The sequence below is a fragment of the Ectobacillus sp. OTK genome (genome assembly GCF_059698935.1).
The window spans coordinates 1,420,698-1,444,911 of sequence record NZ_AP048547.1 but is presented as its reverse complement, the minus strand read 5'-3'; the positions used below and the strand labels follow the sequence as shown (position 1 = coordinate 1,444,911).

Genomic DNA, 24,214 nt, shown 5'->3' with positions numbered 1-24,214 from the left:
TGTCAAGTAGACAGCGATAAAAAGGCAACCCTAAGCAGCCTGAGTTCTATATTCGTATGGACTCAGGTTGTTTAATTTTTTCTGAAATCGTTGGTGGTTATAAAAACGGATATACCGTTGTACGGCAGTTTTCACCTCATCAGCTGTCCGGAAGGAGTGAAGGCGAAAGCACTCTGATTTAAAGAGTTTTCCATACTTGCATTATCCCAACAGTTACCCTTTCGGGACATACTGGCTTTCATCTTATACGCCTTGAGGGCGTGATTATATTGACGGGATGTGTACTGAAACCCTTGGTCGCTATGTAAAAGAACACCTTGTACATTCCGTTTTTTCCGTGCCTTTTTGAGAGTGCTTTAAATCATTTCTTCGACTGATCTGATACGCAACAATTTCATTGTTATACAGGTCCTTAATGGCAGACAGGTACAGCCTTTGTCCACGAAATATGAGATAAGTGATGTCTGTAACCCATTTTTCATTTGGTTTTGATGCTTGAAAATCTCGATTCAAGTGATTTTGCGAAATGACATATACTTCTTTTTTGCCATAGTATGGGCGTTTCTTCCGAATAACGGCACGAATTCCCATCTCACGCATGAGTCGTTGTACACGCTTATGGTTTAACTGTAAGCCGTGCATACGTCTCAACCAAACCATAACCCTCCGATAGCCATAAATCCCCTTCAGTTTTGTATGGTATTCCTTAATTCTTTCCTGTATGTTCTGATCCTCCATTTGCTTCGGGGATAGGTGTGTTTGTCGTTGAAGCCACTTATAGTATCCACTCCGGGAGACTTGCGCTAGGTCACAGAGGAGTTGGATTGGGTACTGATGTGCCACCCCCTGAATGACTGCATATTTCTCCCTTGCTGATATTACTTCCAATCTCCCTTTCACTTCCCTAAGAGCTTTTTTAGTAATGCATTTTCTGCTTCCAATCGTTTTATTTGAGTCTCTGGATCCTCTGGTAGAATTCTAGGTCTCCCTTGACCAGTCCCTTTTGTCTTCCCACGTTTTTCCTCAAGACCCTTCATTCCTTCGGCTTCAAAGTGTTTCACCCAAAGCCGGACCGTTTTAGAATCAATGCCTAATTCCTTGGCAACCGTTTTGTATCCCATTCCTTCTTGGAAATATAAATCTACCGCTTTTTTCTTAAATGCTTGATCATATGTTCTTCTGATTTCTCCCATAAGAAAATCCCCTCCATAGTAGATAGATTAAGGGGCTTCCTTTTTTCTGTCTACTATAAGGGGATCATATCAGTTCTGGAGAGGGATTCTTGTTATTTCATACGCTCAATCAAACTGCGTAGCGCCTTCACTTCTGCCAACAATTCCTCGTCTCTTTTTCTCTTCCATATCCTGTGTCCGCACTTTCAGATACTTTGCTACTTGAAATATGATTGCAATACCGTAAATGATAAGAACAAGATATATAAGTACCGTAATCGATGTAAATGCTGTCATACGCTTCCACTCCCCTCTTCTCGATTGTACCATTCAGAAAAGGCGATTTGCTATAAAAATCGGATGTATAGGATATTCATGTCAGGTAGACATAGTACCTTATTATCGGAAGTCACTTTTGTCTTATACATGAATAATAATTTGGATTATAATGTTAACATAGTTATAAATTAACAGTTAAGGGAGTTCAACTATGAAAAAACTAATATTCGGTCTTTCAATTGTAGTAGGTATAGCTTTGCTTTCCATTAGTACCTACTTCATTATAGACACCAATGGAAATCAAAAAGAAATACATAATGAGTCGAAAGCAAAACCAAATAAACCTAAGGAGGAGACTGAGGTTCTGGATGAGGTAGAACAAGAACATGGGTACAAACTGTATCGTCCAGAACAAACTGTTAAAGTAGATGGAGCTAAAAATGGCTTAACTATCAATAAAGGTTCTGATGAAGCTGCAGTAATTCAGGATATGCATGAGATGACCCACCAAAAGGTCCAAGCAGAGGGGAAAAAGGGGGCTATTGAAATGACTTCAACTCATGTGGATACTGTTTATAGTATTGTAAAAGATAGTGATTTTACACATAAAGCTAAACTATTAGAGATTCTGACAAGATGGAAAAAGAGTGATTTCAGTAAAATTGTCGATGATCATAATGACCTCTGGACCATTCAAGGTGGAAAAACTGGAGAAGCCACAGGGAGATTAACAACAAGAGAGGAAAAAGAGTTTATAGTTAATAACTTTGGGAAATAGTTAAGGAAGTGACTAGACATAAAAATTACTTATTACATTTCAGAGAATACTCATAAAGATACGGTTGAAACTGTTACAAGGAAATTAAAATACTACTGCGAAGGTCTTGCACAATTATTCTCTATTCATGTCAGGTTTAACATAATTATTTATTCCGGAATTCAATGTATCTAGAAGCCTATAAAAATACCCTCCAGATAAGTGATCGATCTGAAAGGTATTTGTGTTCAGATAATCAGTGAAAACAGAAGTAAGTATATATAGTTTATCTGGTATTAAAAGCCATTGGATAAAAGGAATTTACTGAATCATCAATTTCATCTTTCTTCCTTTCCTATCTACGAATCCATTATTTTTATAAAACGAAATTTACATAATATCCCATTGCAGGTAATTTTATTATACGATTGGATCTTAATATCTCATTATTCGGTTGAAAATAGGGATAATAAGGTGTTCTATTAAATGAATTACTCAGGTGCTATGTAAAAATGGAGGTAGAAATTTTGAAAATCTTGTCTACATGTATGTGCATCTTTCTTCTTTTGTTAGGTGCGTGTGATCACAAAGAAGTTGCAAATCCTACGTCTAAGAATCAAATGGGGGAAGACAAAACTTCTGAAAAAAAGGAAAAGCAATATGACTCACTTACATCAGCGCAAAAGGATGTGTTTGCAGACATTAAAACGGCTTTAGCTACAAAAACGAACATGAATGTATTTTTGCCAACTGTAATGCCACTGTCTAGCAAAAAAAGGTTTTATCAGCAACTACAGAAGGCCAGAATACGCATTATACTGTTAGCTTTTTCGAAAGTGATACCTCGCTGCCTGTCGATGACGCCGCACTACTGGATTCCGATCAAGCTACGCCGGTTGCAAGTTTAATTGTTAAACAGTATAACACGAAGGCTGAAGCTGGAGATGATTTACTTGCAGCGTTTGCATTAAGCCCTGATTATGACAAGTATACACCGAACAAAAAAGCTCCTAATGCAGTCGATTTAGGTCATAAAGTTACAGGGATTTTTGATGGTGCAGCGGGAACGATGTATTTGACCTTTGTGAAAAAGCATTGGGCTTTCTTTATTAAAACTTCATCGTCGGACCAAAAAGAAAGTACATCGATAGCAAAGTTAATCTTGAATCAATTAGAAAAAGAACCGTTACCTGCTCCAGATGAATACGCAGTAGTTGAAGTGGATACTAGACTGAAAACAAATCGTGTATATTGGCAAAAAGGAAATGTTATGTATGCAATAGATACGCGTGCTGCGTTCCAAGATGCTTTAACTATTGCCGCTCATTTTGAGTCAACAACCAAATAATTGCGTTAGAACAGAACCCTAAAAAGACTTTACTCAAACAATAAAAGATTCGGTTTAGCGATCAAAGTAATACATAATAAAAAACCCTTCAGAATCCTGAAGGGTTCAGACCTTTTAGGGCTGTCAGTCGACATAACATTCGAAAGCGGAAGTAAATGTATTTGGTCGATTTAATTTTAACACCTGTTGTTCATTTAGCTATTTTTCCAATGTTCTTCAGCCTTGTATAGTTGATTCAACACTTCATCAGCAACATTTTCGTAAATGTCTTTTGATACGTTTTCTACGTCATACCTAAACCATTCACCATCATTTCCTTTTAACCTCAACCTACTATTAGGATGTAAGTCGTGTGCTGTGACTTTATTTGGGGGAACTTTCTCTCCCCAGTAATGAAAAACTCCTTCTGGAGAACAAATCCCAACTTCAATTACAAAACCCCCGCCATATCTGTCAAATTGAAAGGTCATTAAATCTATTTTGTTATCACAAATTCTGCGAAAATGAGGGAACGAACCTTTAAAGCCCCTTTCTCTAAGTACAGGCACTACCAGTTTTTCCAGTGTGGAAACCATATTATTTTTTTCGGATGACACCTTTTTCACCCTCTTTAATGTTTATATTATTATGTTCTCCCCTATTTATTGAACCAAGCTACTTTTTAGTTGAACAGAGAACATGTATATCCTATACATGTCAGGTAGACATAATCCCACATTATCGGGAGTCAATATATTTAGGAGACTACTAAAACCCCTTCAGTTGAGTTGATCTGGCGGGATTTCCTGTTCACATAATTCCCGTTCTCGAAAGTTAACAGTACTTTTATGATGTGAATACTTGTGTTTTTACTACGAGATACATAGGCTCGAAGTACAAAATGGCTAGGACTAATGCTCCATAAAATCCGACTTGTCCTATGTAATGTGAAATTTTATGTTCTACTTTTGTACTTCGACCGATAATTCCTGAAATAAGTGCTAGTATAATGCAAGTATAAAGTGTTAGGAATCCTGAACCTAAAAAAGCAAAAGGTACCCTGATACTAAAAACGATATACGATATAACTAATATACATGCTAAAAATGAAAACCGTTTATAAAACATGCTCCCCCCTCCTTTGAAAAAATATATAATTTTTTTATATGAAAAATACCAAATAAAGAGATTTATTTTTTATAAAAGTTCAAACTTTTTATGTATATCCTATACATCCAAATTTGTACAACACATCGCTTCTTCTGAATGGTACAATAAAGAAAAAAGGGGAATGATTCCTGTGCCACACATTAGTATTAAGTTAGCTAAGGGACGCACTATTGAGCAAAAACAAGCTTTTGTCGAAGCAATTACAACAGAAGCTGTAAGGGTACTTAATGTAAAAAAGGAATGGGTCACAATTATCTTTGATGAATACGACAGAGAGAATTGGGCTACGGATGGACAGCTACATGCTATTAAATTCGGTAAGGGCTATGGTACACAAGGAGTTGAATGAAGCAATTTTTGTTTTTTTGAATACGCATAATCCTCTCTCCAGAACGGGGAGGGGTTTGCTGTTTTTGAATAAAAGCTCAACAAGGAGGGTTTAATAATTTGAGATGGTTTTTTGCTATTCTCTTTATTTTATTTGGAGCTTTCTTATTTTCATTAACCATCAATGATATGGGAAATATAGGTCATATGATTATGAGAATTATAGGATTTGGATGTTTTTTTACTGCTGGTTCGATTGTCAAATACAAGAAAGAAAAATAATAAGAGTCTTGCTGCATTTATGTGAACAAGAAACCCCTTCAGACTTTGTGTTCTGAAGGAGTTTTTATAATATATGAGATACATTGAATTCCGATAAACCTGATTATGTGAACACGAATCCCCTTCAGATTGCTTAACTGAAGGGGATTTTTTTCTAGTCTCCTAGATACATTGAATTCCGATAATGTGATGTTATGTCTACCTGACATGTATGGAATATACATCCAATTTTTATAACAAATCGTTTCTTTCAGATGGTACAATAAAGAAAAAAGAGGAGCAGTTTGCTGTATTAAAAACTTAGAAAAAGAAGAAATTTCTATGAAAAGAGGGATGAAAACAATGAGAAAGAGAGACCAACTTATTTATAGCAAATGGTTTATTGTTGGTGGAGGTGTAATATTATTAGCACTTGTTACCGCTTTTGTCTGGTTTTATGGTGTAGGATCGTTATATAAATGATAGATACCTTTGCCTACAATGGGTGTCACTGTATTTTGAATTCTAATAACATCCCCTCTCCAAAACGGGAGGGGTTTGCTGTATTTAGAAGGGATTAGGAGATTAACAATGAAGAAAATAATTATTTGGATAATTGGAGCTTTTATAATAGTGATTGGGCTGAATATATGGAGTTTAAAATCATCTCCATTGGACAAATTTCCAGTTCCACGTACTGCAGAAGTTGAAAAAACTCGTGATGATGGTATTACATACAGTTGGAATGGTATTAATACACTGTATCGTTTTCAACTTCAACTAGCTGGTTGGCGAAAAGTTGACCAAATGGGTGCCCTTATCTTCTATTCAAAAGGAGGAAAAAAGGTTGGGCTTCTGACAGGCAAGGAGAACTTTAGCATTTTAAAAAGGTGATGATAGTAGAGAATCTTATCATACTGTCTTTTCTGTCTCTTTTTCCAATTAATCAACTTCCGCTTTCGAAGATTATGTGAACAAGAATACCCTTCAGATCGCAAGGACTGAAGGGTATTCTTATAGTATCTGAGATACATTGAGTTCCGATAATGACGGGTTATGTAAACCTGACATGTATAGGATATACACTGTTCCTTGTTCAACTAACTACGGGCAGTTTAGTTACATATGAGTATAAAATATTTAAAGAAAAGGAGGTCCCAATTGGACTCCTTTAGAATTCATCTATTTTGATTTAGTAGCTTTAGAAAGAGGTTAGGGGCTGATGTAAAACTTAATTCTAAAATAATCATAGTTTGAACCAAAGAAAAAGCTGATAATTAGCTTTTTTTATCAAGGTCATTTATTTCTCTTTCAATAAGAGATACTGAAATTTCGAATGCTTCTATCCGTCTTTTAGCTAAGGTAATTTGAGATTTATATCTATCAGGATTTTCTTTAGCTTCAAAAGTTTTTACTGTCTCTCTGAGTTTGTGTAAAGTTGAATCAATTTGACGTTTTGCTTCAACTAATTCAGATACATCAAATTCCATTTAAATACCCCCCTTTTATAATTAATGATTGTTAATTTTGCCTTTCGTCTATCGGAACTAATTAATATATCAGATACTGAGAGGACTGTCAAAGATAGACATCTACATTGCGATTGACTAACTTCCGCTTTCGAAGATTATGTGAACACAAATCCCTTCCGGATCGCTTGATATGCACCCCTTAAGATATACATACATAGATTACCCGGGAGTTTTCTATATGTCTATCTTAAGGGGTGCATATCACATTAGACCGAGGGCTTTGCTTGTTCACATAATTTCTGTTAGAGGAAGTAAATATATTTGATTTATTCAAAATTAGCACATGTTAAACAAAATTATTTATTTAAAATATTTCTCCAACCTCTTTTGGATTTTGGGGAGTAACAGAAGTTGGTCGTGTTTTCTTTGCTGAATCTCTTTTATCCCAAGTTCCAGAATTTCTTTTGCTTTTTCTCTTTGTCCTGAAATCAGGTAAAAATCGCACACTTTATGATACAAAACAGTGCTTTCTTGAGAAGTATGTTCTGCTGCAATATTCCAACTGCTAATCTTTTCATAATAGGGAATCCCAACATTTATTACATTATTTATAAATTCATTAAATTCTGCTTCATCATCTTTCGAATTAGTAAGTTGAAAGTGTTTAATGACATCTCTTGTCCATCCAGGGATATTCCATTCTGCTTCTCCTGCTATTGTATTGCTTACTGGCTTACTACCCCATTGTTCTTTATACCATTTAGTGTATGCCTTTGATTTAACTGCCCATATTGTCCAAAATTCACAATCATCTTCTGAATTCCATTTGCTACGTGAAAAGCTAAAAGTTAGTTCAAAATCACCTTTTATTCGAGAAAATTTAGGTACACTTTTTGAATATCGAAAGCCTAATTTTTGTAACTCATCGACTAAATAATTTTCTATATATAAGCTTAATAATTCTTTTGGTTTCATATGATACTCCTTTACATACCGATAATCCCTTAATTTTCACATTCTTATTATAATATATCTTAGTTTCTTTAAATAATCTGTCCTTCTAGTTGAACAAGGAAAAATGTATATTCTATTCACGTCCAGTTAACATAATCGCGTATTATTGGAATTCAATGTATTTAAGAGACTATCAAAACCGTAAACCCCTCTTGTTGTTTGATATGCCCCCCAAGATACATACATAGATTACCCGGGGGTTTTCTATATGTCTATCTTAAGGGGTGCATATCAAATGAATGATCTGGAGGGGTTCGCATTAACATAATCTTCGAAAGCGGAAGTTGAAAATTTTTAGTTTCTTGCTCAATTAAAGCACCCAGTTCAACAAAGGCGAATAGAAAACAAATTCAAATCTGCAGTGGAATATATTCCCCTGTTTTTACATCAAAGCCAGCTGCTTTCATTTTTGTCTGGTCGCTATTCCAACCTATCACTAACATTAGGGTAATATTTTTCTCTGTGTCTTTTCTAAGCATAAAATTAAAACCTTTTGCCCAATCTTTGCCTGGATAAATACTGCCCATTTTTAGAGCCTTTTTAAGTAACTCAGGTGAATCATACTTAATATCCTCCAATTTTATAAACTCTTTTTTGGGATACGGTGAATCACCTTTCCCCGTTGTATCCTTTGTTAGATCAATTTTTCCCTCATGGATAATGACTAAAAATGTTTTATTCGTCTCTGGAACCCCAAATTGGATACTCCAATATTTCCTTTTACCATTGCTCCCAATTGACTTCCCAGGCTTATCTAAGTCTATATTTACTGCATCTAATAATTGAGCGTTTTTATTCCATTCCAAAGCAGGAGGATAAGCTAAATCAATTGCTTGCTTTATTGATAATTCTTGGTGCTCAAAGACTTCTAATGTATCTTCAGCTGATTTTATTGAACGAGCAGATATTTTCTCATCAGTTCCATTAGAAATTAACAAAACTAAGACAGCAAGGAGGATTATTTTTTTCATTTTTTTGCACCTTTTTTAGGGTGTATTCTTTCCAAACCTTATTTAATTATTCTGTCCCCTTAGTTGAACTCGGAATTCAATGTATCTAGGATTATACAAAAAATACTCTCCAGCTAAGTGATCTGGAGAGTATTCGTGTTCACATAATCATACTTATCGGTATTTACTTTGGTTTAGGATCGACATTACCTAAATCATCATGTAATGTAAAGTCTACTGTTTGTCCAAATATTTCAATCAATCTTTGTTCTATCTTTCTTCTTGTATCTGGATTGATTTTATCAACATGAAAGTGCAGATTACCTTTTTTATCATAGGAAACTGCAGTAATTCCTAACTTTATTAGCTCTTCCTGTTTATCAGGAATTCCGTAATTTTTAATATCATTTTCCCTAATTTTTTGGCAGCTAACTAAAATAAGTAAAATAGACAAAAGAATAAGCGTTTTTCTCATCAGGTCACATCCCATTTATGTAATACTTTTAAGATGTAACTTGCTTGGGATTTTATTCTTGTTAGTTCGTTGAATAAAAATCTACCTTTTCATAAGAATTTGTATCAGGATTGAATACCTCGCCTTTATTATTGATTTTTCTATATCCAAATGCATCTGCTATCACAAAATAATTATTTGGAGCAGGGTTACGAGATAAGAAAACCATGATTTCTGAGTTTTTATCTTTATCTTTATTAGCTTGGTATTCACCACGTGTATAAACAACCTTTTGAGATTCACGTTCTTGTTTAGAATATTGTTTTTGTTTATGAAGAATACCATTGCTATCAACTTTATCGGGTACTGGTGGGGCGTTATTCAGATAAGTATCCAGAGTCATTTCACCTCCGTAATACACTATATCTATCCCATTTTCCATTTCTGAATCCGTCAGAGTTCCCTTTAGCAGTTTAGTTATTTTCATGTGTGACTCAGTTTCAATCGTACCATGGTCTACAAAAGATTTATTATCTTTCTCAAATTTCCCTACTAAAACAATATCCGCCTCTTGGTACATTGTGTAAACAGAGGCCACAGCTTTGGTATAATCTGCATAGAAAGACATTGTAAATGCTGTTTTCATGCCTGCTGTTGTTCCGCTTATCGTTTCATTTTTATTATCCTTTTTCATACTTGATGAAACGCTTTTAGACGTGGCTGGAGAATTGCTTGACTTCTTCTCATCTTGATTGGAGCAAGCAACTACACTCAACATCAGAACCGCTAGAACAGCAAATAAAACGCTCTTCCTCAAAAAGCACACCTCCGTTTGTCCGTCTATTACCATAAGATTCATCAGTTATTGGGACAACACCTGCATGTATCTCATATTCATGGCAAGTCAACATAATGTGCGATATAGGAAGTCAGATTATCTTATTTGTTGAACTAAAGGGTAATTAGTTCAACAACATATCCTTTCCCCAAACAATTCCCATACATATTAGCCATGTCAACACAGGAATTGCCAAACTTTTGATTGCTCCCAACCACTCATACTTCTTATTATGACTTCTCAATATTCTATCGATAATAAAAAATAATATAGATGCCGCAAGACTAACCCAGAGCAATACTAAACCGAAAAGGATATGCAAAGCTCCTGAAATAATTATTTCTGCCCTTTTTTCCTCCATCTTGATTGATATAAATTCTCCTATTTTATCACTAATAATAGACGTTAAAATACCATAAATTAAAATTGTTGGTAAGCTATATATCATATAGAATGGGATACTTGAAATAACAGAATATAAATAACTTTGTATGGAATCTATATTTTCACCCCCAAAAAGATTGGGGAAAATTAAACCTAAAATAATAGTTAAAAAAGTGCCAGAAACTGATGCTGAAATTATTTTTCTCGATAACATTTATCTCCACTTCCTTTACAGCAAACCCCTCCCGTTCTGGAGAGGGAGAGTTCTTTCTACATAACGCCTTTTTGTTTTAATAATTTTAGAATTGGTCTTTCCCATCGATCTGGAAGTTCAGAAAGAGAATTATTTTTTTCTCCTTCTAATTTAATGATCCCATCGTGTGTTTCCATATCAAATTGAGCAAGGAAGTTTTTAGTTCCCCCATTTTTATATACGTAAGAAATTTTATACACTATTTTTGAATCATCCCATTTCTCTACAACATTTCTTCTACTTGATTCATCAATTGCTGTTTGGAACAGAGCTACGTTCTTATCACTAGTAAACGTATATGTCTTTTGAGTTGCTTTGTTTTCAACAATGATTTTTTCAATGAGTGGTTCACGCTCTTGTAGTCTTTGGTTACAAACTGCCATTATGAAAGCAGCAACAAGGAGAATGACTGCAATATATTTTATAGTTTTCAAAGAGATCCAACCTTTTTTCTTGATTATATCATTCGGAAGAAGCGATTTGTTATAAAAAATGGATGTATATTCCATACATGTCAAGTAGAGTCGGGTAAGTTAGGGGCATCACTGCCCCTTCCTCCCCTAAGAACCGTGCGAATCCCTTTCGAGATACAGCGGCTCAAGCCTCCCATTGCAGGTCCATTTGTTATCGTATCTTCTTCACAATCCTGATGGATAAGTTAAGCGTACGCCGACGCTCCGTTTGGAGGTATACATAGCAGTACGCTTCTTTCGTCAGAAAATAACCATAACCTTATGTTCCTGCGAGAGACCAACAAGAAGTGGGCTCCCTTTCGGGCCTGTCATGGGATTGTCCGTAGGGACGACAGTATCCGTCCAGTTATTCAGTTCCCTGTTTTCCTGTTCCCTTTCGAGATGACGGCATTTGCTTTTTCTCGTATCCTTTACCCTCTGTCACATTGTTTGACCTTAGATGACATAGGGCTTACCAAGTTTCGCATCCCATAGATACGACGAGGTTAGGTGGGTTCTTTACTCCGGACAAGATGTGGGACGCAGCACAGCAGCATTATGAATCTACTTTTCCTCTTGCCAATACCCGAGTAAATCTATGCACGATCTCGAGCTAACGCTTACGAAGCTTACAAACCTTCACTTTCGTTCACCATACTCATCTTCCCCTAGCAGTTTTCTAAGCCGTGCACTGGCTCTCTGTTTCCGCATTTCCTCATGCAACCCACGCACCCGTTACCAGGTACGCAGTTTCGGACAGGGATAGTCTTTGCTTCTAAACTAGTAGCGTAAGCTACACTATATGAAAGCGACATCTTGTCGCACCATAATTAACGTTATCGGAATTCAATGTATCTAGGATCCTACAAAAAAATCCCCTACAGGGACTCTTTTCTTTTTTTATGGAAGCAGAGCATACCGAATGCCGAACCCCATTATAAGAAGAGCAAGTCCCATCCCCAACCAGATGTTTATCACTCCTACACCCACAACACCATACAAGAGAAGGACCGGTAAAAAGAGAAGTACTCTTGCTTTTTCCGCTATCAAAAGCAGCTCGCCCTTTTGACAATATAAACGAAGAAACATTTTATCTGCAAATGTCTTCCACTGTTCACCCAATTGCTGAAAGAGGGCAAATAATGCAAAAGAAATGACAATTAAGCTCATCCACCATGGAGCAACATATAAAACAGCCGAGCTATAGCTCGCTATCAGAAAATAAAATTGCAGGTTCGTATTTGTCCGGAAGTAATCCTTCGTGAACGCCTCAGCAATCCGGAATGTCTTGCTGTCAGATTTCCCGAGCCGTTTGGAACGCGGAAACAGCCACGGCCTCTTTGCTTGGACAGGCTTCTGCACATGACCGGCTCTCACCATTACTGTTGATGTCCATCGCATCGCCTCTGTCCGCTCCTGTTCCGCTTCTTGAAAGAAAAAACGCTGGTACTGCAGCTTTTTCCGAATTATATATAGAAGAAAACTGCCAAGCAAAAAACCATACAGCAGAATCATATAAGGTAAATTCACTAACAGAAACACCCCGGTGGTAAACACCAGCATTGCAATGCCTCGACTGGTCAAATGAACCAATAGCTGTTTCCATCTCTTCTGAATATGCACTGCCCAATACCGATTCAAGAACAATTGAATATAACTCATTAAAGTTAGAAACACAAATAAAACCACAATTTGAACAGCTGTGAGACTGTATCCTTTCAGAAGAATGGGCAATCCATATATAAACAAAGCTCCATTTAACAAACAGACTTTAATAAAGGTGTACCACATCCCCCGCCTCATAATAGAACGTAGAAAGTCCGGATATTGAATTAAAAAGAGGCTGTCTCCTTGTTCTAAAAAAGAGCGGACACTTCCAAAGGTTGTAAGGAAAAACAGCAATGTAAAAACTGTGGGAAGCGCTACATAATGGATCCATTCCGGTGGTGTTTTCCATAAGGAGGCATGATACATGCTTGCAAACACAATGACAGGAATAACAAAATATAAGGCGACTGTCCAATCGACGATCGAACGAACAGTCTGCCATTTTTGTCTCCATTCATAAAACAAACGTTTATAAAAAAGCTGTTTATACATGATAATCCCGCCTTACTATCGCATCGAAGCAATCCATCAATGTTGCACCCGGCATATCACATAATTGCTGAATATCCGCTAAACTTCCGTTTGCAAGCAGTTTTCCATTAGAAACAAGCAAAAATCTCTCACATATTCTTTCAGCCGTGTCCAATACATGAGTGCACAACAAAACTCCTGCGCCGCGCGCTCGTTCCTTTTCCAGCAATGTCAAGAAATCACGGATGGCTGTCGGATCTAGCCCAAGAAATGGCTCATCCACAATATAAAAGGCAGGTTTCGTTAAAAATGCAAGCATTAACATAACCTTCTGCTTCATTCCCTTGGAGAATTGTGACAAATAATGATGTTTATTATCCTCAATTCGAAAAATGCGAAGCAGCTCTATGGCTTGCTCTTCCCATCCTTTATGGAATGATTTGGCTGCCGCAAGCAGTTCCATATGCTCCCATAATGTTAAATAGTCATAATATGTAGGCTGTTCCGGTACATATGCGTATCCTCCTTCTTGAATCGAGATCATTCCGTCCATATAAGGCAATAATCCTAGAATAGCTTTAATCGTTGTACTCTTTCCAGCACCATTTGCACCAATCAAGGCAACAAGCTCTCCGCTGTTCACGGAAAACACAATGTCTTGAATGACCTTTTCCTCCTCTATGTAACCGGCCGAGTGTATATTTACTTGAAGCAAAGTCGTTTCCTCCTGCTTATTTTGAATAAAATTTCCATATATTACTATTATATCATTATTACGAATTAGTAAAGGTATTATATTTTTTCTAATATACTTAAATTCTATCAATTTATGTTAGTGGTACCGCCACATACCTATCAAGCCGAGAAAACAGGTCACCTCAAATCCGTTTTCGGAAGTTTGTTGCAAGTAGTATTTATCGAATGTGGTCAGCATAAGGGTCATAGATTCCGGTAAGTAATAGAACACTCACTGATAAAATAATCATTCCTGCTACTAACAAAACATTACCAACAAGTTTATCTTTCTTTTTTCGTGAAATTACACTTAATACAATAAAAATCATTGCAAAAGGTACTGCTATTAGTCCTAAGCCGATATTCAAAAGCTATTCAATCCCTTCAAAGAATAATAATTAAACAGCAAACCCCTCCCCATCCTGGAGAGGGAGTTAGTTTTGTGATAACTCTACACTCTCAAAGTGTTCAACTGTTGGGAACGGGTCATAAAAGCGATGCAACAATGCTCTCCACTCTTGATATTGTTCAGATTGCCGAAATCCTATCGTGTGATCTTCTAAAGTCTCCCATTGTACAAGGAGCAAATACTTTCCTTTTTGCTCCATACAACGTTGTAGTTCATGACTTATGTACCCTTTCATGGAAGAGATAATGGAGGAGGCTTGTTTGAATACTGCTTCATACTCTGTCTCCATACCAGCTCTTACTTGTAACATGACTGCTTCTAAAATCATCTTAAACTCCTCCCTTTATCCATATTGTACCATTCAGAAGAAGCGATGTGTTGTACAAATTTGGATGTATAGGATATACATAAAAAGTTTGAACTTTTATAAAAAATAAATCTCTTTATTTGGTATTTTTCATATAAAAAAATTATATATTTTTTCAAAGAAGGGGGGAGCATGTTTTATAAATGGTTTTCATTTTTAGCATGTATATTAGTTATATCGTATATCGTTTTTAGTATCAGGGTACCTTTTGCTTTTTTAGGTTCAGGATTCCTAACACTTTATATTTGCATTATACTAGCACTTATTTCAGGAATTATCGGTCGAAGTACAAAAGTAGAACATAAAATTTCACATTACATAGGACAAGTCGGATTTTATGAAGCATTAATCCTAGCCATTTTGTACTTCGAGCCTATGTATCTCGTAGTAAAAACACAAGTATTCACATCATAAAAGTACTGTTAACTTTCGAGAATGAGCGATTATGTTAACTGGACTTGTATACGGTATACGGTCTTCCTTATTTAAATATAGAGCAGCTGAAATAGGATTTCTCCAACTTTTAAAGAATTATTAATAATAAACTTAACAAGGTATCAAGGATGGTGAAATAAATAGGAAAACAATTTGATTTTTATATAAATTCGGAAACAGAAAAACGTATAATAACCGAGCTTCGGACTGCTGGTTGTGTTTTTGCAGAGGATGAGGCGCTATTGCTTATCTCAGAGGCACAAACACCAGAAATATTAGCCGATATGCTGGAACGACGAATAGCCGGTCTTCCCTTAGAACACATCATCGGTTGGGCAAATTTCTGTGGTCTTCGGATAGCGGTAGAACCAGGTGTTTTCATCCCCCGCCGCCGTACCGAGTTTCTTGTCCAACAGGCAGCTCAATTTGCTATGCCAGGAGCTATCATAGTTGACTTATGCTGTGGTACGGGTGCGGTGGGTACCGCACTGGCTACAATCCTGGAACAGATCGAGTTGTATGCGGTTGACATAGACCCCGCCGCAGTGCGATGTGCCCAGCGCAATATTAATTGGATAAATAGTAACGTGTACGAAGGTGATCTCTACCGTCCACTTCCGACTAAACTACGTGGTTGCGTCCAAATCTTGGTCGCAAACGTACCCTACGTACCTACTGGGGCAATTAAGCTGTTACCTCAGGAAGCCCGTAAACATGAGGCAAGGGTTGCACTCGACGGTGGAGAGGATGGGCTGGACATTCAGAGGAGGGTGGCTAATGAAGCACTACTCTGGCTAGCGCCCGGCGGCCATCTACTTGTCGAGACTAGCCAACGACAGACATTACAAACCGTTGAGATATTTGCTCAAAATGGATTAATCCCACAGGTGACAAATTGTGATGAACTTGACGCTACTGTCGTAATCGGAACCAGACCGTCCCTTTAGAATGAATGCGGACAAGTACCTCGTTGAAAGAGTTTCAGATACAAAGCCACTGAAAGGGAGCGGCCTAAGTCACATCTCCGAATCGGAGGAACAGAGCCCAGTATTGAACATAGATCAAGGAAAAGCAGAATATGAATTTATCCTAGAATCTCGTGAGAGGGCAATGCCACATTTGAGAGGGGCAGTTATAGAGATAGAAAGTGTGCATTTTCTGTACAAAGATGGGGCCGTAAAAAGTATAAATGGAATGTGGAGTTTGCCAATTAGTGATAGTAAGAGTACAAAAGAAGATACCATCCAATACTATGCAAAGGGATCGGAACATAGCCTCCAAGTTGTGACAGCCTCTCTCAGTCCAACATCTTTGCAGCTTACCATTTCTGTAAAAGGTGAGTATTCAGATGAAAATACATTTATTGGCGGGAGGATGAAAGTGAAGGATTCCAAAGGCAAAGAATATGCATCTAAGGGGTATTCAGTTGAGATGAAGGATGGGCGCACAATTGTAGCAGCACATTTCCCCGTTACTTCCTATGACAAACCTAAGACACTTACTCTTATGATTAAGGATATTGGTAGCATTGAAATAGTGAGAGAATAAATACAACCGGTTAATGGTGCTCCATTTCCTCGTTTTGGGGTTGATGACTATGCGTCAGCACCCTTTTATGTATAGATTTCTTTGAACTTGAAGTAAGATGCAGATGTATAAAGCGACTCATTTTCTAGTATTTGCATCCTTTCTGCTATGTCCTGTACAATAAATGAAAGAGAACATAATAGACAGGGAGAGAAAACCCATGTCCCATTAGTTAGTAAATTTACGAATCCATTTTGCATTCAAACAGCTATTACATTCTGGGGCATTATCTACGCTTGAAGAAGTATGCAATTCAATGGATGTTGCAGAACCAAAACGACGATGAAGTTCCTGTTTAACTTTAAGAAAAAAGAACGGCAGTTTGCCATTCTAAAATTTGTAGCGGAACATTTAATGTACGGTTTTGCAATACAATTCGTTCTCCTTTTCACCGATTCTCATTCTACAAGAAAATGAATGTACGAAAGAATATATTTTCGTACATTCACACTTACGTCCGTTCCAATATTCTTTACCATCTTTATATTCAATCATGTTTTACATTTCCTCCTATTATTAAAAACTAACCTGTAAAATCACCTGCTCCCCCTATATTCATTCTGGTTCAACAGTAAAGTTTTTTACTGGCTTTACTATAACTTCTTCAATTGTAAAATTAGGAGAATCATATTTAAGATATATATGCCCTTTCTTTATGTATTCCTCAGCTTCCTCAATGCTTTTAAAACGTTTAGCATAACCATCACCAGAGCACATTCCGGATAGCCTGTTGCACGCAAATCCTCATAAATATAATATTTGAATTTATTTAAGTAATTGGACACTATGTACATTTAAAAATCCTCCTTTGATTACGGAGGTAATTTAAGAAGCAAAAAACAGGGCGAGAGTTCATATTTAACAACTCTCATCCAGAAATAAAGGAGTCAGACCCCAATTACTCGAGAAATCCAACTAATTAACCACTATCTGTTTGTAAGACTCAAAGAAAGTATCATATGAAATAAAACACAACATATAATAAGTTAAAAAAAACAAATATATTATACTTTTTTTCTGATTGACTAATATAGTATAACACATTAAAATGTAGTTATATAAAGAAAGCGGTTACTTAATTAAGATGATTTATAAAATTAGGAGGGGAATAGAAATGGGTACAATAATATGCCAAGTTTGTGAGGGAACAATTGGAAAATTTGAAGATGAAAAGGTAACAGTATTGTACGGAAACTGCTGTTCTCACTGCAATCCAAAAAATAGAGAGAATGCTAAAAAATAGGGGTTTGCACAAGCGGGTTCCAGAGTGTTGAAAAACAAATTCGTCAATAAAGAATTGATTCTTCTCCCTCCTCTTTACGATAGAAAGAAGAGGGGGTTTTTTGGATTCTGGTGCAAAAACCTCAAAACAATCGTAATTAACGAAACTTGGACATACTGATACTATTAATCTTGAAAAGCGTGTGATTAGTATGGAAAGGCAAAGTTTATTTAAGTAGAAACATTATCAGCCCAACATTATTTTGTTAACAGTAAGATGGTACCTGCAGTACAACTTGAGCTTTCGTAACATAATGGAGATGATGGAAGAACGTGGCTTATCAATGGCTCACACAACGATTATGCGTTGGGTTCATCAATATGGTCACCATAAGTGCAACTTTATAAGGAACCAAAAAAATTGGGTTTATAAAGGAGTGGCGGATTGATATGGGAAAATTATATTGGAACGGAAGAGAACTAACAGAAACAGAGTTAAATTTTATTGCTGAATTTTTACATGCAACTGTTAAAGGGACAACGGAAGACTTTTATCTCCAACCAGAAAATATTGGACTAGCTAAGTCGTTAGGTATAGTCAAAGAATAGGGAACTCACTATTATCTTTAGGTAACAAGAGGTTAGCCTCACAGAGAGTAAGGATGTCACATAATACACATGTCTAATATGTATCGATTTTTTAATCAGTTCCATTAGACAATAACGTTGATAATGCATCAAAAAGAAAAAGAACATATGCAGTTAAATATATATAAGGACTAAAAATTTAGAGCTATTAAAACATGTAACTTTAATTACTAAGTAATTAAAGTTACATGTTCTTTTTGAATGTCTCCTAGATAGGAATCTCGACGTCAAAAAGCGGAAGTTAAACGTTGGGGCTATGTTAAATAATAACGTTGATAATTCACCCGAAAGAAAAAGGACACGTTTGTGGTTTTTTTGTAGGTCTCTTGTTCAACTAAGCCCCGTTAATGAAAGAGCAATGCCTTCCTCCAGCACCGCCCCTTTCGTTTAGTTTAAATTCACTGAGTGCTTAAAATGACTTTCTTCTTTTCTATTTGAAACATAACTATGCAAAATCATGCCAAGAATGACGATGAAAATACCGCACCAAGATAATAGAGAAGGAATTGGTATTGACAAAAATATTAATTCCCCAGCTAATGCAAATAGCACTTCCATTGATTGCGTCGCTTCAACAGAGGCTAACTTTTGCATACTTCCTCTCACCATGTCTGTTGCTTTAAAAAATAGAACGGTTGCAATAGTTCCCGAACAAAGTGCTACTAATAAAGACTGGAGACTTTGCTCCTTGCTAGGTAATCCAACAGTAAAATAACCATATATCGAAAGTAAAAACCAAAATGGAAGACTTGCCAGTGTCATCCCTAATACCCGTTGATAAGCATCTAATCTACCTTCACAAACATCCATCATTTTACGATTCCCTAAGGGATATGCAAATGATGCTATTAGAACAGGAACAACTCCCAGTATTAGACTTTCTAAAGAAAGTTTCTTTGCATGTTCAATTTGCATTAAAACAATACCTAACAGAATGATAAGCGACATAGTAAGGCCTTTAAAGGGAATTTTTCCCCTTATCTGCAAAGGGCCATTCTTTGTGTATATCGTCTCAAAAAATAACGGTGCAAGTAAAGCACCTGAAATAATAGTAATTTGCCATGTTCCAGCAATAAGCCAACCCGGTGAATAGACAGATGCAAAACATAAGGGAGCATAGAATAATCCAAACCCAACAAAGCTCCATAAACCCCATGTTCCTGGTTGTTTTCTCATTTCATTTAAGAGTGGGCGTAAGTTTTTTCTACTCATTACAATACACAACAGAAATGGAACCATAAAAATATATCGGAGTGAAGCACTCCAAATCCAACTACCACCGGACAACTCCATAGATGCATTGAGAACAAATGTAAAAGCAAAAAAGAAGGCCGAACATATACCTATTAAAATTGGTTGCACCTGACCTCACCTCGTCTCCAGTTGCTGTGTTAGTAGTTCGCCAAGGCTTAGCCAGTTTTTCTCTACAAGACGGACAACTGTTTCATATTCCCGACTTTTACAGGCTGATATAATTTGATTATGCTGCTCAACCGAATTTAACCCTTTTAGAGAAGTAAATTGCGAAATCTCTAATCGTTGAATCTTAGGTAGGCCAATTTTTAAAGCGGATACTATTTCAGGGTTCCCAGCCACATCTAAGAAAACCTTATGAAAACTTTCATCTGCCTCAATCGCTTTAATAACATCTCCTTTTTCAATTGAAAGTTGTAAATTCTCATTGCTAAACTCTAATTTTTCAATATCCATGTCCTTTAATAAAGGACATGCAAGTCGAGCAGCTAAAGCATGTAAAACTGCTACAACAGTAAAAGCATGTTTCGCCTCCTCTAATTTTAATGGTGCTACACGAGTAGATGACCCTGGAAGCGACTCTACAAGTCCTTCATCTTCAAGTCGTTTAAGTGCCTCCCTAACAGGAGTGCGACTAATTCCAAACTTCTCCGCTAATTCTTTATCACTTAAGCGTTCTTCTGGATGCAATTCCAAGGTGATAATGGACTTTTTTAAAGTTTGATATACTTCATCTCTAAACGACAAACGTTTAATTGGTTTTATAATGTCTTTTTCCATAAAACCAATATATCGCATATTGATTTTATGTGCAATTATTTTTCAACTAGCCTGCTCGTGGAAGAAAGAAGGCCGTATACTCCATACATGTCAGGTAGGCATAATCGCACATTATCGGAATTCAATGTATCTAGAAGCCTATAAAAATACCCTCCAGCTAAGTTCTGGATGGTATTGCTTGTTCACATAGTCCTCGAACTCGAAAATAACTATACCAATCCTTTAACTGTTACTAATAGTACAAATTAACTTTTCTAATACCTGAGCTGCACCATCTTCATCATTGGCATCGGTAATAAAATATGCAGCACCCTTCAATTCAGGTATGGCATTTCCCATAGCAATTGGAAAACCGCATGCATAGAACAGCTCTAAATCGTTCCAATCGTCTTTAAAGACCATTTGTTTGCTCGATACGTTTTAGCGTCTTGTAAAGGAGCATAAACAAACACTACCCTTTTTCTAGATTGATAGCACAGTATGTCCAGGTCTCCTAAATTTTCACATTAGAACCATCTTTTAAAATTTTTAAAATATCTTAAAAAAATTTATGTAGTTTTTTGTTTGTTTATGTAGCTTTAATTATAAACTAAAAATACATCGTTCTAGAACAAAAAAATGAAAGCGCTTAAAAATATTTATGTTTTTGGGTTTAGTTTTTGGGTTTAGTTTCCTATGAAAATAATAAAAAGAGAAAAAAGGATTTATATAAATCCAATTTAAAAATTCGGCATACGGGACAAGCATGATGATGCAGCCGCATTCCTGGATGAAAAAACCTATTTTTAAGGGAGGCGCTAGAGCATCCACATGTAGAAGCGATCAGGTCCTTCAAGATGTCCGCTGTACGGTTATATATTATGGATATTCGTGTAAACGAGGAAACACCATTTTCATAGAAAATGTTTACCTGCGTTGCATGCGTATATGAGGTGAGCTTGGATATGCCGGAAAATTAAGACGGATCTATATAAATTATGGGCTACTAAATTTTAATATGGAGTGATGATATGGAACAGTTTTTGTTGGATCTAGTCGGGACAACGAATGATTTTCTATGGTCTAAATTGTTAATTATTATGCTTGTTGCTTGCGGAATTTATTTCACATTTAAGTTGAAATTTGTACAGTTTCGAATGTTAAAGGAAATGGTTCGTGTGTTAATGGAAGGGAAAGCTGGTTCTAAAGACGACGTTTCCCCATTTCAAGCGTTCTGTATTGGTATGGCCGCTCGCGTTGGAACAGGCAATATCACAGGAATTGCGATTGCGATTGCATTAGGCGGTCCTGGAGCGGTATTCTGGATGTGGATTATTTCTATTATTAGCTCAGCGTCCAGCTTTGTTGAAAGTACGTTAGCGCAAGTATATAAAGTAAAAGATAAAAATGGTTTCCGCGGCGGCCCATCCTATTATATGGAAAAAGGATTAAACAAGCGTTGGATGGGAGTATTATTCTCCATTTTAATTACGCTTACTTTCGGTCTTGTATTCAATTCTGTACAATCAAATACCGTTACAATTGCTTTTGAGAACTCATTCGGTACAGATCGTTTAACTGTAGGGATTATCATGGCACTTGCTTTCGCTGCGATTATCTTTGGTGGTGTGCAGCGTATTGCAAAAATGGCTGAATACAAGGTGATGATTCTAGCGGTGTTATACATTGGTGTTGCATTATTTGTTGTAGTTACAAACATAACAAAAATGCCGGAAGTTCTTTCACTTATTGTTAAAAACGCGTTTGGATTTGAACAAATAGCAGGCGGTTCAATCGGCGCCGCACTCATGAATGGAGTTAAGCGTGGCTTATTCTCGAATGAAGCTGGTATGGGAAGTGCGCCAAACGTTGCCGCATCGGCAACAACAAGCCATCCGGTGAAACAAGGGCTTATTCAAGCATTTGGCGTATTAACAGATACACTGATTGTCTGTACAAGCACAGCATTTATTATTTTACTTTCTGATGCCTACAAACAACCAGAGCTAAATGGCATTGCGCTTACACAAGCAGCATTAAGTGAACACGTCGGTTCCTGGGCATCAGGCTGTCTTGCCATCTTTATTTTCCTATTTGGATTCGGTGCGTTAATTGGTAACTATTATTATGGAGAAACAAACATTCGATTTCTGCACAAAAGTAAAGTATGGTTGATGCTATACCGAATAAGCGTATTAGCCATGATTATATTCGGTTCGGTTGCAAAGATCCAGCTTGTATGGGATTTAGCGGATTTATTTATGGGCTTTATGGTTATCATAAACTTGATTGCTATTGCATTACTATCAAAAATAGCCTTTGCTGCGTTACATGATTACATGAAACAGAAAAAAGCTGGCAAAGATCCTGTTTTTTATAAAGACAGCATTAAAGGTCTTGAAAATATTGAATGTTGGGAGCATTCTCAGGATGCTTCAACTTCAAAAAAGGCAAATACCATGTAATAAAAAAGATATTCAGACTGTAATATGTCTGAATATCTTTTTTGGTTCTGGGGCAAATACTTGGTAAGAAATTCACATCGACTTCCTACGAACAGGATGTAATTGCCTTACTTATAAAGTTTTCTTCTTATACTGTTCCCATTCATTATTTAGATTGCTCTAATATGTATTTCATAAATTGGATGGCGTCATGTATCTGATGTTTCTTGGAAGAGTAATAATGTGTTTTTGAATTTTCACGAATACTGATGGAATATGAATAGATAATGATGCCTGGGGTTATATGGATGCTAAGAAGAACATGTATAGTGAAAAAAGCTAGAGAACAACCAACGAAAACGAACGTTGCGGGCCTATTACTGAAGAAGAGAAGGAAAAAAGGATATTAAGGAAGTTAGGAAATATTTTTATACCTAACTCCTTTAAATTTAATTTTTATATCATACTTGTTCTCAAGCTCTACCTGTTTTTTAATTTCTTTTACTTGATATACCGCGTCATAAATCCCATTGGCATTAATTAATAAATCTCGATTGTTTTTATTCGTATCAAAAGTAAAGATATACTGTTTCATTGTGTTCCCTCCTTACCAAATTCATTTGTTACAATTAGATTGTATACTATTTATTACATTATTTACTATTTATGTGTTAGTTATTATAACAATACAAATTGTAACAAATTCCGATACAAATAGGGGTTAAAATAATGTAAATCCGAGGTAAATCCAAAAGTGGCACGATTTGTGTATATTTTATGCACACCTAGCTAACATAATTGCCGAAAGAGGAAGTTGCTCAATGACTTATAATCACAAATAAATTATGAAAAGAATGCAAGATAATGACTGACCATAAAGAGTTAGTTTTTTTATACACATAACCAAAGATCAATCCAAGTAACAATACGTAATAATGAGACCCTAAATTCGAAAATTCCCCGCGATAAAGCCAAATTGGATAATGAATGATTAGAAAAAGAACAGCCGTATAAATGCTTATATTTATACATACTTGTAAAGGTATGCTTATTGTATTAACGTGGAGTTTAGTTGAACAAGAAGATGTGATTTTATGTTGTATTTGACTCATGAAGTGCATTACATTAAAAGCTAGGAATTTTTCCTAGCTTCGAGTTTCTGGAAT

The 24,214-nt window shown here is 36.2% G+C and carries 31 protein-coding genes and 3 pseudogenes; 12 read left to right on the top strand and 22 right to left on the bottom strand.

What is annotated here, in order from left to right:
* Nucleotides 1-30 precede the first annotated feature (30 nt).
* The 4 genes and pseudogenes from AC6HZ4_RS07080 to AC6HZ4_RS07065 all read right to left on the bottom strand — a co-directional run.
* A pseudogene (locus AC6HZ4_RS07080) lies at nucleotides 31-177 on the bottom strand (IS3 family transposase); the annotation flags it as partial.
* Nucleotides 132-900: pseudogene (locus AC6HZ4_RS07075) on the bottom strand (IS3 family transposase). The pseudogenes AC6HZ4_RS07080 and AC6HZ4_RS07075, both read right to left, overlap by 46 nt.
* Nucleotides 897-1,193 (bottom strand): transposase, encoded by a 297-nt coding sequence (locus AC6HZ4_RS07070; RefSeq protein ID WP_497494279.1) that lies wholly within the window; start codon nucleotides 1,191-1,193, stop codon nucleotides 897-899. The pseudogene AC6HZ4_RS07075 and the gene AC6HZ4_RS07070 overlap by 4 nt, the downstream one beginning before the upstream one ends.
* 105 nt (nucleotides 1,194-1,298) lie before the next feature.
* A complete protein-coding gene (locus AC6HZ4_RS07065) occupies nucleotides 1,299-1,469 on the bottom strand; it encodes a hypothetical protein (RefSeq protein WP_497494278.1) in 171 nt (56 codons plus the stop codon).
* Between the two features lie 193 nt (nucleotides 1,470-1,662).
* Here AC6HZ4_RS07065 and AC6HZ4_RS07060 point away from each other — a divergent pair, with 193 nt between their 5' ends.
* From AC6HZ4_RS07060 to AC6HZ4_RS07050, 3 genes are all read left to right on the top strand, one after another.
* Nucleotides 1,663-2,229, top strand: a complete 567-nt coding sequence (locus AC6HZ4_RS07060) for a DUF6241 domain-containing protein (protein WP_497494277.1) — start codon at nucleotides 1,663-1,665, stop codon at nucleotides 2,227-2,229.
* A 491-nt stretch (nucleotides 2,230-2,720) separates the two neighbouring features.
* Nucleotides 2,721-3,116: a hypothetical protein gene (locus tag AC6HZ4_RS07055; RefSeq protein ID WP_497494276.1), complete on the top strand. Its 396-nt coding sequence runs from the start codon at nucleotides 2,721-2,723 to the stop codon at nucleotides 3,114-3,116.
* A 167-nt stretch (nucleotides 3,117-3,283) separates the two neighbouring features.
* A complete protein-coding gene (locus AC6HZ4_RS07050; protein ID WP_497494275.1) occupies nucleotides 3,284-3,556 on the top strand; it encodes a hypothetical protein in 273 nt (90 codons plus the stop codon).
* Nucleotides 3,557-3,750: 194 nt separating this feature from the next.
* Here the strand turns inward: AC6HZ4_RS07050 and AC6HZ4_RS07045 are convergent, their stop codons facing one another.
* Entirely contained in the window at nucleotides 3,751-4,152 is a 402-nt protein-coding gene (locus AC6HZ4_RS07045; RefSeq protein WP_497494274.1) for a DUF4304 domain-containing protein, read from the bottom strand.
* Between the two features lie 674 nt (nucleotides 4,153-4,826).
* Between AC6HZ4_RS07045 and AC6HZ4_RS07040 the strand changes: the two genes are divergently transcribed.
* From AC6HZ4_RS07040 to AC6HZ4_RS07030, 3 genes are all read left to right on the top strand, one after another.
* Nucleotides 4,827-5,054, top strand: a complete 228-nt coding sequence (locus tag AC6HZ4_RS07040; RefSeq protein ID WP_497495627.1) for a tautomerase family protein — start codon at nucleotides 4,827-4,829, stop codon at nucleotides 5,052-5,054.
* Nucleotides 5,055-5,152: 98 nt separating this feature from the next.
* Nucleotides 5,153-5,314 (top strand): hypothetical protein, encoded by a 162-nt coding sequence (locus AC6HZ4_RS07035; RefSeq protein ID WP_497494273.1) that lies wholly within the window; start codon nucleotides 5,153-5,155, stop codon nucleotides 5,312-5,314.
* 570 nt (nucleotides 5,315-5,884) lie between these two features.
* Nucleotides 5,885-6,187 carry a hypothetical protein gene (locus AC6HZ4_RS07030; RefSeq protein ID WP_497494272.1) on the top strand — a complete coding sequence of 101 codons (303 nt, stop codon included), beginning with the start codon at nucleotides 5,885-5,887 and terminating at the stop codon, nucleotides 6,185-6,187.
* Between the two features lie 383 nt (nucleotides 6,188-6,570).
* On the opposite strand, the gene AC6HZ4_RS07025 is transcribed toward AC6HZ4_RS07030, so the two are convergent.
* The 11 genes from AC6HZ4_RS07025 to AC6HZ4_RS06975 all read right to left on the bottom strand — a co-directional run bounded on the left by AC6HZ4_RS07025 (nucleotide 6,571) and on the right by AC6HZ4_RS06975 (nucleotide 14,661).
* Nucleotides 6,571-6,783 carry a hypothetical protein gene (locus AC6HZ4_RS07025; protein ID WP_497494271.1) on the bottom strand — a complete coding sequence of 71 codons (213 nt, stop codon included), beginning with the start codon at nucleotides 6,781-6,783 and terminating at the stop codon, nucleotides 6,571-6,573.
* A gap of 342 nt (nucleotides 6,784-7,125) precedes the next feature.
* On the bottom strand, nucleotides 7,126-7,740 hold the full coding sequence (locus AC6HZ4_RS07020) for a hypothetical protein (RefSeq protein WP_497494270.1): 615 nt from the start codon (nucleotides 7,738-7,740) through the stop codon (nucleotides 7,126-7,128).
* Nucleotides 7,741-8,129: 389 nt separating this feature from the next.
* Nucleotides 8,130-8,750: a hypothetical protein gene (locus AC6HZ4_RS07015; protein WP_497494269.1), complete on the bottom strand. Its 621-nt coding sequence runs from the start codon at nucleotides 8,748-8,750 to the stop codon at nucleotides 8,130-8,132.
* A gap of 163 nt (nucleotides 8,751-8,913) precedes the next feature.
* Entirely contained in the window at nucleotides 8,914-9,204 is a 291-nt protein-coding gene (locus AC6HZ4_RS07010; protein ID WP_497494268.1) for a hypothetical protein, read from the bottom strand.
* Between the two features lie 61 nt (nucleotides 9,205-9,265).
* Nucleotides 9,266-10,000 carry a hypothetical protein gene (locus AC6HZ4_RS07005; protein WP_497494267.1) on the bottom strand — a complete coding sequence of 245 codons (735 nt, stop codon included), beginning with the start codon at nucleotides 9,998-10,000 and terminating at the stop codon, nucleotides 9,266-9,268.
* A gap of 145 nt (nucleotides 10,001-10,145) precedes the next feature.
* Nucleotides 10,146-10,619 (bottom strand): hypothetical protein, encoded by a 474-nt coding sequence (locus AC6HZ4_RS07000; RefSeq protein ID WP_497494266.1) that lies wholly within the window; start codon nucleotides 10,617-10,619, stop codon nucleotides 10,146-10,148.
* Between the two features lie 56 nt (nucleotides 10,620-10,675).
* Nucleotides 10,676-11,092 (bottom strand): hypothetical protein, encoded by a 417-nt coding sequence (locus AC6HZ4_RS06995; protein ID WP_497494265.1) that lies wholly within the window; start codon nucleotides 11,090-11,092, stop codon nucleotides 10,676-10,678.
* Between the two features lie 918 nt (nucleotides 11,093-12,010).
* Nucleotides 12,011-13,210 (bottom strand): ABC transporter permease, encoded by a 1,200-nt coding sequence (locus tag AC6HZ4_RS06990; protein ID WP_497494264.1) that lies wholly within the window; start codon nucleotides 13,208-13,210, stop codon nucleotides 12,011-12,013.
* Nucleotides 13,203-13,904, bottom strand: coding sequence for an ABC transporter ATP-binding protein (locus AC6HZ4_RS06985; protein WP_497494263.1), 702 nt, complete (start codon nucleotides 13,902-13,904; stop codon nucleotides 13,203-13,205). The genes AC6HZ4_RS06990 and AC6HZ4_RS06985 overlap by 8 nt, the downstream gene beginning before the upstream one ends.
* 199 nt (nucleotides 13,905-14,103) lie before the next feature.
* Nucleotides 14,104-14,292, bottom strand: coding sequence for a hypothetical protein (locus AC6HZ4_RS06980; protein WP_497494262.1), 189 nt, complete (start codon nucleotides 14,290-14,292; stop codon nucleotides 14,104-14,106).
* Between the two features lie 66 nt (nucleotides 14,293-14,358).
* Complete coding sequence (locus AC6HZ4_RS06975; protein ID WP_497494261.1) at nucleotides 14,359-14,661, bottom strand: antibiotic biosynthesis monooxygenase family protein; 303 nt, start codon at nucleotides 14,659-14,661, stop codon at nucleotides 14,359-14,361.
* A 638-nt stretch (nucleotides 14,662-15,299) separates the two neighbouring features.
* On the opposite strand from AC6HZ4_RS06975, the gene AC6HZ4_RS06970 reads away from it, so the two are divergent.
* Nucleotides 15,300-16,082, top strand: coding sequence for a putative protein N(5)-glutamine methyltransferase (locus AC6HZ4_RS06970; RefSeq protein WP_497495626.1), 783 nt, complete (start codon nucleotides 15,300-15,302; stop codon nucleotides 16,080-16,082).
* 103 nt (nucleotides 16,083-16,185) lie between these two features.
* Nucleotides 16,186-16,683 carry a hypothetical protein gene (locus AC6HZ4_RS06965; RefSeq protein WP_497494260.1) on the top strand — a complete coding sequence of 166 codons (498 nt, stop codon included), beginning with the start codon at nucleotides 16,186-16,188 and terminating at the stop codon, nucleotides 16,681-16,683.
* 692 nt (nucleotides 16,684-17,375) lie between these two features.
* Here AC6HZ4_RS06965 and AC6HZ4_RS06960 read toward each other — a convergent pair.
* The gene (locus AC6HZ4_RS06960) at nucleotides 17,376-17,516 is read right to left on the bottom strand and encodes a hypothetical protein (protein WP_497494259.1); all 141 of its coding nucleotides are present in this window, start codon (nucleotides 17,514-17,516) and stop codon (nucleotides 17,376-17,378) included.
* A 320-nt stretch (nucleotides 17,517-17,836) separates the two neighbouring features.
* Between AC6HZ4_RS06960 and AC6HZ4_RS06955 the strand changes: the two genes are divergently transcribed.
* From AC6HZ4_RS06955 to AC6HZ4_RS06945, 3 genes and pseudogenes are all read left to right on the top strand, one after another.
* Nucleotides 17,837-17,965 carry a GapA-binding peptide SR1P gene (locus AC6HZ4_RS06955; RefSeq protein WP_497494258.1) on the top strand — a complete coding sequence of 43 codons (129 nt, stop codon included), beginning with the start codon at nucleotides 17,837-17,839 and terminating at the stop codon, nucleotides 17,963-17,965.
* A gap of 235 nt (nucleotides 17,966-18,200) precedes the next feature.
* Nucleotides 18,201-18,329, top strand: a pseudogene (locus AC6HZ4_RS06950) (IS6 family transposase); the annotation flags it as partial.
* Between the two features lie 64 nt (nucleotides 18,330-18,393).
* Nucleotides 18,394-18,552, top strand: coding sequence for a hypothetical protein (locus tag AC6HZ4_RS06945; protein WP_497494257.1), 159 nt, complete (start codon nucleotides 18,394-18,396; stop codon nucleotides 18,550-18,552).
* 426 nt (nucleotides 18,553-18,978) lie between these two features.
* Here AC6HZ4_RS06945 and AC6HZ4_RS06940 read toward each other — a convergent pair whose 3' ends face one another.
* From AC6HZ4_RS06940 to AC6HZ4_RS06930, 3 genes are all read right to left on the bottom strand, one after another.
* Nucleotides 18,979-19,953 (bottom strand): DMT family transporter, encoded by a 975-nt coding sequence (locus AC6HZ4_RS06940; protein ID WP_497494256.1) that lies wholly within the window; start codon nucleotides 19,951-19,953, stop codon nucleotides 18,979-18,981.
* 6 nt (nucleotides 19,954-19,959) lie between these two features.
* Complete coding sequence (locus AC6HZ4_RS06935) at nucleotides 19,960-20,625, bottom strand: GntR family transcriptional regulator (RefSeq protein ID WP_497494255.1); 666 nt, start codon at nucleotides 20,623-20,625, stop codon at nucleotides 19,960-19,962.
* A gap of 222 nt (nucleotides 20,626-20,847) precedes the next feature.
* Nucleotides 20,848-21,027 carry an HAD family hydrolase gene (locus tag AC6HZ4_RS06930; RefSeq protein WP_497494254.1) on the bottom strand — a complete coding sequence of 60 codons (180 nt, stop codon included), beginning with the start codon at nucleotides 21,025-21,027 and terminating at the stop codon, nucleotides 20,848-20,850.
* Between the two features lie 608 nt (nucleotides 21,028-21,635).
* Between AC6HZ4_RS06930 and AC6HZ4_RS06925 the strand changes: the two genes are divergently transcribed.
* Nucleotides 21,636-23,069, top strand: a complete 1,434-nt coding sequence (locus tag AC6HZ4_RS06925; RefSeq protein WP_497494253.1) for an alanine/glycine:cation symporter family protein — start codon at nucleotides 21,636-21,638, stop codon at nucleotides 23,067-23,069.
* A 394-nt stretch (nucleotides 23,070-23,463) separates the two neighbouring features.
* Here the strand turns inward: AC6HZ4_RS06925 and AC6HZ4_RS06920 are convergent, their stop codons facing one another.
* Both AC6HZ4_RS06920 and AC6HZ4_RS06915 read right to left on the bottom strand, forming a co-directional pair.
* Nucleotides 23,464-23,643, bottom strand: coding sequence for a hypothetical protein (locus AC6HZ4_RS06920; protein WP_497494252.1), 180 nt, complete (start codon nucleotides 23,641-23,643; stop codon nucleotides 23,464-23,466).
* 223 nt (nucleotides 23,644-23,866) lie between these two features.
* Entirely contained in the window at nucleotides 23,867-24,160 is a 294-nt protein-coding gene (locus tag AC6HZ4_RS06915; RefSeq protein WP_497494251.1) for a CPBP family intramembrane glutamic endopeptidase, read from the bottom strand.
* Nucleotides 24,161-24,214: the final 54 nt, after the last annotated feature.

Coding starts and splice junctions, on each gene's coding strand:
- AC6HZ4_RS06945 (WP_497494257.1), top strand. CDS start 18,394: ATGGGAAAATTATATTGGAACGGAAGAGAACTAACAGAAACAGAGTTA.
- AC6HZ4_RS06960 (WP_497494259.1), bottom strand. CDS start 17,516: ATGTACATAGTGTCCAATTACTTAAATAAATTCAAATATTATATTTAT.
- AC6HZ4_RS07030 (WP_497494272.1), top strand. CDS start 5,885: ATGAAGAAAATAATTATTTGGATAATTGGAGCTTTTATAATAGTGATT.
- AC6HZ4_RS06920 (WP_497494252.1), bottom strand. CDS start 23,643: ATGAAACAGTATATCTTTACTTTTGATACGAATAAAAACAATCGAGAT.
- AC6HZ4_RS07060 (WP_497494277.1), top strand. CDS start 1,663: ATGAAAAAACTAATATTCGGTCTTTCAATTGTAGTAGGTATAGCTTTG.
- AC6HZ4_RS07040 (WP_497495627.1), top strand. CDS start 4,827: ATGATTCCTGTGCCACACATTAGTATTAAGTTAGCTAAGGGACGCACT.
- AC6HZ4_RS07025 (WP_497494271.1), bottom strand. CDS start 6,783: ATGGAATTTGATGTATCTGAATTAGTTGAAGCAAAACGTCAAATTGAT.
- AC6HZ4_RS06955 (WP_497494258.1), top strand. CDS start 17,837: ATGGGTACAATAATATGCCAAGTTTGTGAGGGAACAATTGGAAAATTT.
- AC6HZ4_RS07070 (WP_497494279.1), bottom strand. CDS start 1,193: ATGGGAGAAATCAGAAGAACATATGATCAAGCATTTAAGAAAAAAGCG.
- AC6HZ4_RS07010 (WP_497494268.1), bottom strand. CDS start 9,204: ATGAGAAAAACGCTTATTCTTTTGTCTATTTTACTTATTTTAGTTAGC.
- AC6HZ4_RS06975 (WP_497494261.1), bottom strand. CDS start 14,661: ATGATTTTAGAAGCAGTCATGTTACAAGTAAGAGCTGGTATGGAGACA.
- AC6HZ4_RS06915 (WP_497494251.1), bottom strand. CDS start 24,160: ATGAGTCAAATACAACATAAAATCACATCTTCTTGTTCAACTAAACTC.
- AC6HZ4_RS07000 (WP_497494266.1), bottom strand. CDS start 10,619: ATGTTATCGAGAAAAATAATTTCAGCATCAGTTTCTGGCACTTTTTTA.
- AC6HZ4_RS07055 (WP_497494276.1), top strand. CDS start 2,721: ATGGAGGTAGAAATTTTGAAAATCTTGTCTACATGTATGTGCATCTTT.
- AC6HZ4_RS06930 (WP_497494254.1), bottom strand. CDS start 21,027: ATGGTCTTTAAAGACGATTGGAACGATTTAGAGCTGTTCTATGCATGC.
- AC6HZ4_RS07020 (WP_497494270.1), bottom strand. CDS start 7,740: ATGAAACCAAAAGAATTATTAAGCTTATATATAGAAAATTATTTAGTC.
- AC6HZ4_RS07065 (WP_497494278.1), bottom strand. CDS start 1,469: ATGACAGCATTTACATCGATTACGGTACTTATATATCTTGTTCTTATC.
- AC6HZ4_RS06935 (WP_497494255.1), bottom strand. CDS start 20,625: ATGGAAAAAGACATTATAAAACCAATTAAACGTTTGTCGTTTAGAGAT.
- AC6HZ4_RS06925 (WP_497494253.1), top strand. CDS start 21,636: ATGGAACAGTTTTTGTTGGATCTAGTCGGGACAACGAATGATTTTCTA.
- AC6HZ4_RS07015 (WP_497494269.1), bottom strand. CDS start 8,750: ATGAAAAAAATAATCCTCCTTGCTGTCTTAGTTTTGTTAATTTCTAAT.
- AC6HZ4_RS06990 (WP_497494264.1), bottom strand. CDS start 13,210: ATGTATAAACAGCTTTTTTATAAACGTTTGTTTTATGAATGGAGACAA.